General features: G+C 59.3%; 5 protein-coding genes. 4 read left to right on the forward strand and 1 reads right to left on the reverse strand.

Features of this window, described 5'->3' with window-relative positions; all coding sequences use genetic code 11:
- Nucleotides 1-114: 114 nt before the first annotated feature.
- Nucleotides 115-1,122 (reverse strand): DUF481 domain-containing protein, encoded by a 1,008-nt coding sequence (locus AC3WMT_RS24290; protein WP_103306576.1) that lies wholly within the window; start codon nucleotides 1,120-1,122, stop codon nucleotides 115-117.
- Nucleotides 1,123-1,287: 165 nt separating this feature from the next.
- Between AC3WMT_RS24290 and AC3WMT_RS24295 the strand changes: the two genes are divergently transcribed.
- From AC3WMT_RS24295 to AC3WMT_RS24310, 4 genes are all read left to right on the forward strand, one after another.
- Nucleotides 1,288-1,641 carry an MGMT family protein gene (locus AC3WMT_RS24295; RefSeq protein ID WP_103306575.1) on the forward strand — a complete coding sequence of 118 codons (354 nt, stop codon included), beginning with the start codon at nucleotides 1,288-1,290 and terminating at the stop codon, nucleotides 1,639-1,641.
- Between the two features lie 43 nt (nucleotides 1,642-1,684).
- Entirely contained in the window at nucleotides 1,685-3,244 is a 1,560-nt protein-coding gene (locus AC3WMT_RS24300) for an AmpG family muropeptide MFS transporter (protein ID WP_103306574.1), read from the forward strand.
- Nucleotides 3,245-3,373: 129 nt separating this feature from the next.
- The gene (locus tag AC3WMT_RS24305) at nucleotides 3,374-5,089 is read left to right on the forward strand and encodes a proline--tRNA ligase (RefSeq protein WP_103306573.1); all 1,716 of its coding nucleotides are present in this window, start codon (nucleotides 3,374-3,376) and stop codon (nucleotides 5,087-5,089) included.
- A 17-nt stretch (nucleotides 5,090-5,106) separates the two neighbouring features.
- Nucleotides 5,107-6,060, forward strand: coding sequence for a hypothetical protein (locus AC3WMT_RS24310; protein WP_103306572.1), 954 nt, complete (start codon nucleotides 5,107-5,109; stop codon nucleotides 6,058-6,060).
- Nucleotides 6,061-6,247: the final 187 nt, after the last annotated feature.

Raw genomic sequence — 6,247 nt, forward strand, 5'->3', positions numbered from 1 at the left:
TAGCTTCTTTAGAAAAGAGCCCCGCCCTTAAAAGCGGGGCTTTTTTGTGGGCGCCTGTTTTGTTCAGGCAAAAAAAATCGCAGCCCGTCAAGGCTGCGATTTTTTGTGGGTGGCTTACCAGGCCACGCCAAATCCTGCGGTGTAGCGGGTCTTGTTCAAATCCGCATCGTTGGTGCCACTGATGATGTCGCGCTCGGCCTTAAGGTTGAGCGAGGCCCAATCGGTCACCTTGTAACGCAGCCCCATTTCCGCATCCAGCGCGTAATTGGCCACGTCGGATAGCGGCTTGCCGATTTCACCATTGGTGAAGAACTCGACTTTCTTGCCGATCAGGTAACGGTTGTAATCCCACTTCATGGCCACGGAATAGAAATTGTCCTTGCTGCCATCGCGATACTCGTAATCGGTGCGGTTGAACAACGAGCCCAGCGAGAATGCGCCCAGCTCATCATCCCAGAACTGGTAGCCGGGACCGGTACCGACCACGCGCTGACGCGCCAGCTCTTCGATGTGATCACGCTTATAGTTCAGACGGCCCTGCCAGAACCATTGATCAGTGAGGAAGCGGTCGAGTGCGTACTCGGCGCGCCAGTTGTCCGTGGTGGTTACGTCGTCCTGCACTTCACGGTTGTATTCGCCCTCGGCGGTGTGACGCCAACGGCCATGACGCGCCGAGGTCTTGAAGCCAATGTCGTAGTCGTCGGTGTCTTTTTCCGCACGCTGATAATCCAGCGCCAGATCGACATTACCCTTCCACACCAAATCCTCGACCACCGGCTTCGGCTTGAGGATTTGCTGAATACTGGCCAGCTCCACAGTTTTCGGCGCTTCACCGTTGGCGAGGGTGACCTTGCCATCTTCGGCCGCCGTCAGCGACTTGGAGACTTCACCGCTGTAGGCATCCTGCTTGACCAGCAAGTGCTGATCGCTGTCCAGCGTCTTGACCTCTTTCCAGTCAATGGTGACCGCACCGGCATATTTGGTCTGGATCAACAGCTTGCCGCCATCGAACACGGTGATGGTGCCGCTCAACTTGTCACCGTTCTTCAACCACACGGTGTCGGCAAGCAAGGGCGTGGACGCACTGAAAACAGCAAGGCACAGCAAGGATCTGGACAACATAAGCGAATCGAAGGCTCAAGTTTGCGAAAAAGGGGTCGGCATTATCCGTGGGAATAATTCCCTGACAAGGACTGACCGGACTATTTCTATTGAGTTCATTTCTCAACTGCCCGATGAGGGATTACGCTTAAGGCAATCAAACGATCATGTTCAGGAACCGTGTACGTGACAGACCCGATCCACGAAGTCGACAGCGAAGCGCAAATCCGACGCACGGCGCTCTACTCGACCCTGGCACAAGTGCCCGAAGGCAAAGTCGTCAGCTATGGTCAATTGGCTGATCTTGCCGGGCTGGGGCGCGCCGCCCGCTGGGTCGGTCGCACCTTGAGTCAGTTACCCGGCGACACCAAGCTGCCCTGGCACCGCGTGTTGGGCGCCGGTGGTCGGATCAGCCTGCCAGTGGGCAGTCCATCCGGGGATGAACAACGGGCGCGATTACGCATGGAAGGCATCACCGTCCTGAACAATCGTGTGGATATTCAGCGCCATGGCTGGCGTCCGGTAGAGCACAGCGGTTAGAGTGCGCGCTTTGTTTCCGCAATCTTGAGGCAGACTTCAGCCCATGCCCCGTAAAACCTGGCGCGCCGCGCTCGCCGCCTATGCCAGTCCTTCGACGCTCGTGCTGTTGTTGCTGGGTTTCGCCGCCGGCCTGCCGTACATGCTGGTGTTTTCAACGCTTTCCGTCTGGCTGCGTGAAGCCGGTGTGGCCCGGGAAACCATCGGCTACGCCAGCCTGATCGGCCTCGCCTACGCGTTCAAATGGGTCTGGTCACCGCTGCTCGACCAATGGCGCCTGCCGTTGCTGGGTAAACTTGGCCGTCGCCGCTCGTGGCTGGTGCTCTCGCAGGCATTGGTGATTCTCGGTCTGATCGGCATGGGTTTCTGCGATCCGCAGAAGCATCTGTCGTGGTTGATCGCCATCGCCGTTGTTGTCGCATTCGCCTCCGCCACTCAAGACATCGCGGTGGATGCCTATCGCCTGGAAATCGCCGAAGACAACCGCCAGGCCGCCCTCGCCGCCAGCTACATGTCCGGCTATCGCGTGGCGGCACTGCTGGCCACTGCCGGCGCCCTGTTCTTCGCCGAAGGCTTCGGCTCTACAGGCTTCAACTATCAGCACTCGGCCTGGGCCGGCACTTACGCGCTGTTCGGGGCGCTGATGATTCCCGCGCTGCTGACCACGCTGCTGATGCGCGAGCCGCCCGTGCCGCTGCGCACGCAATTGCAGGCCGGGCGCTACACTTTTATGCATCAACTGATGTCGGTGTTTGTGCTGATCATCCTGCTGGTCTCGGTACCGGCGATGTTCACCCAGCTCTACAACACCGATTTCGCCAGCGTGCTGTTCGGCGCTATGAGCCCACTGGATCTGCTGCTTGAAGACCGTGCCTTCCTGCGCGCCATTCTCTATACGCTGCTCACCGGCCTGTGCCTGTCGACCATGGGCCGTCGTGGCCTCGCACCGGTGCTGACGCCGGTCAACGACTTCATTCTGCGCTATCGCTGGCAGGCACTGCTGCTGCTCGGTCTGATTGCCACGTATCGGATGTCGGACACGGTGATGGGCGTAATGGCCAACGTGTTCTACATCGATCAGGGTTTCACCAAGGATCAGATTGCCAGCGTCAGCAAGATCTTTGGTCTGATCATGACCCTCGTAGGCGCCGGCATGGGCGGCCTGCTGATCGTGCGCTTCGGCATTCTGCCAATTCTGTTCATCGGCGGCGCGGCCTCGGCGGCCACCAACCTGCTGTTCGTGATGCTCGCCGACATGGGCCCGAACCTGCAGATGCTGGTAGTGACCATTTCCCTCGACAACTTCAGCTCGGGCCTGGCGACGTCGGCGTTCGTGGCCTATCTGTCGAGTCTGACCAACCTCAAATTCTCCGCTACGCAATACGCCCTGCTCAGCTCGATCATGCTGCTGCTGCCGCGTCTGATGGGCGGTTACTCCGGGGTCATGGTCGAGAAGTTCGGATATCACAGCTTCTTCCTGATCACGGCCTTGCTCGGCGTGCCGACGCTGTTGCTGATCGCCTTGCACTGGTTCCAGGAAAGTCGCCGCGAAGGCCCGACACCCACGCCCGAGCCTGTGCCGACGCCGGTCGCAGAAGAGTCGTAAGACAAATCGCCAATGGCGGGAGGAATCCCGCCATTGGACCCCTCCGCTGGCCACACTTCTGTACGTCAGCAAAACTCGCCGGTACACTGCTCCGTCATTTCCAGTCATAGCAACCGACAACGGCCAACCATGCGCACCAGTCAATTTTTGCTCGCCACACAGAAAGAAACGCCTTCCGACGCGGTCGTGATCAGCCACCAGCTGATGCTGCGCGCCGGCATGATCCGCAAACTTGCCTCGGGCCTGTACACCTGGCTGCCGATGGGCTTGCGAGTCATGCGCAAGGTTGAAGCCATCGTTCGCGAAGAGATGAACGCCGCCGGCTCTCTGGAAGTGTTGATGCCGAGCACCCAACCGGCCGAGTTGTGGCAGGAATCGGGGCGCTGGGAAGAATACGGCCCTGAGCTGCTGCGCATCAAAGACCGCCACGGTCGCGACTTCTGCGCGGGCCCGACCCACGAAGAAGTGATCACCGATCTGATGCGCAACGAGTTGAGCAGCTACAAGCAGCTGCCGATCAACCTGTACCAGATCCAGACCAAATTCCGTGACGAAATCCGTCCACGCTTCGGCTTGATGCGCGGCCGCGAATTCATCATGAAGGATGCGTACTCGTTCCACGCTGATCAGGCGTCGCTGCAGGTCACTTACGACCGCATGCACGAAGCGTACTGCAACGTGTTTACTCGTCTGGGCCTGAAATTCCGCCCTGTTGAAGCCGACAACGGTTCGATCGGTGGCGCAGGCTCGCACGAATTCCACGTACTGGCCGAGTCCGGCGAAGACGATATCGTCTTCAGCAATGGCTCCGACTACGCAGCGAACATCGAAAAGGCCGAAGCTGTGCCTCGCGAAACCTCGCGTCCAGCACCAGCCGAAGAGTTGCGCCTGGTTGATACACCAGATACCAAGACCATCGCGGCACTGGTGGAAAAATTCAATCTGCCGATTGAAAAGACCATCAAGACCCTGATCGTGCACGCGGAAGAAGAAGGCAAGCTGATTGCCCTGATCATCCGTGGCGACCACGAACTCAACGAAATCAAAGCGGCCCAGCAACCAGGCGTGGCCAGCCCGCTGGTCATGGCTTCCGATGCCGAACTGCGCGACGCCATCGGCGCCGGCGCCGGTTCGCTCGGCCCGCTGAACCTGCCGCTGCCGATCATCATCGACCGCTCGGTCGAGCTGATGAGCGACTTCGGTATCGGCGCGAACATCGACGACAAGCATTACTTCGGTGTGAACTGGGAGCGTGACCTGCCGGTTCCGACCGTGGCTGACCTGCGCAATGTCGTGGCCGGCGACCCAAGCCCGGACGGCAAAGGCACTCTGGAAATCAAGCGCGGCATCGAAGTCGGGCACATCTTCCAGCTGGGCAACAAGTACAGCAAGGCGATGAAGTGCGAAGTGCTGGGCGAGAACGGCAAGCCGGTTACCCTGGAAATGGGTTGCTACGGCATCGGCGTTTCCCGTGTGGTAGCGGCTGCCATCGAGCAGAACAACGACGCCAACGGCATCATCTGGAGCGACACCCTGGCGCCGTTCCAGATCGCCCTGGTACCGCTGCGTTATGAAACCGAGCAGGTTCGCGAAGCCACCGACAAGCTGTACGCCGAACTGACAGCGGCCGGTTTCGAAGTGCTGCTGGACGATCGCGACAAGAAAACCAGCCCCGGCATCAAGTTCGCGGACATGGAGCTGATCGGCATTCCACACCGGATCGTGGTCAGCGACCGCGGCCTCGCCGAAGGCAACCTGGAATACAAGAGCCGTACCGAAGGCGAGGCGCAAGCGCTGCCGGTGGCTGACGTATTGTCCTTCCTTCAGGCCCGTATCCGCCGCTGAAACCAGATAGAGACGTCATGTTCAAGCGAAACACCTTAGGCCTCGGAGGCGCCACCCTGTGTGGCGCCCTGCTGGTCAGCGGCTGTGCCAATCACATGTCACAGCGCAGCGAGCACGAAGAGCGGGTCGAGCGAAAGTTGCTCGATCACAGCCTGCAGATCGATGTCGGTGAGCCTAAGGAGCTTGAGCTGCCGCAGCGACGCGTGAAGATCAACGAGCAGAAGACGTTCGAAGTCACTGAATTTGAAGTCACTCGTCGTTACGATCGCTATACGCCTTACCAACCCTGGCGCGAAATCTACGAGATTCCGCTGGGCGCGGTGGCGGTGGTCGGCGGCGTCGGCGCGAACGTGGTCAACGTCTTCGCCCTCGGCAATTTGCCGGACAGCGTGACCAAGGACTGGCTGAGCTACGGTTTCGCCGGGCTCAACCCGTTCATGAACGTGCAGTCCAACGGTCGTGCGCAACAGAACCTGGCCGGCATCGATGAAGTCCAGCGCGACAAGCGCACGGAGTATTCGAGCCTGCCATGGAGCGAGCGTCCGGTGCAGGTCAAGGCCGGCAAGCAGACCTTCGACATGACCACCGATCGTAATGGTGTGCTGCGTCTGAACCTGCTGGACAGTCCGTTTGCCGAAAATGACCTCAATCATGTCGGCAAATTGCAGATCAGCGTCGAAGACGCCAAGGATGACGTGCATTCCGACTCATCCCTGCTGATCAGTAGCCACTTGCGCGGCAAGTTGCTGGAAGCGCACGGGCTGATTTACGACGATCTGGAGGATGACGAAGTGAGCCAGTGGGTTCACCGGGTCAAACGCCTGTCCGAGCTGGGCCTGGAAGAAGAAGCCAGCGAACTGGAACAAAGCCTGATCGAACTGACACGCAACGATCCTGAGTTGCAGACTGAGTTTCTCAAGTCTTTGACCAAGGATGCCGGGCGTCTGGTGGCGGATCCAGGACCGAACTAAAAGCTGAAAGCATCGCGGGCAAGCCCGCTCCCACAGTGTTCAACGGTGAAACACAGATTGTGTGGACCCCAAAGTTCCCTGTGGGAGCGGGCTTGCCCGCGATGACCCTCTGGAATTTGTCGCAAAATTAACGCTCAAACAACTCCATCTGCTCAAACCCACCCCGCAAATCCTCCAGCCTCACCCC

Source organism: Pseudomonas sp. FW305-7 (assembly GCF_058786735.1).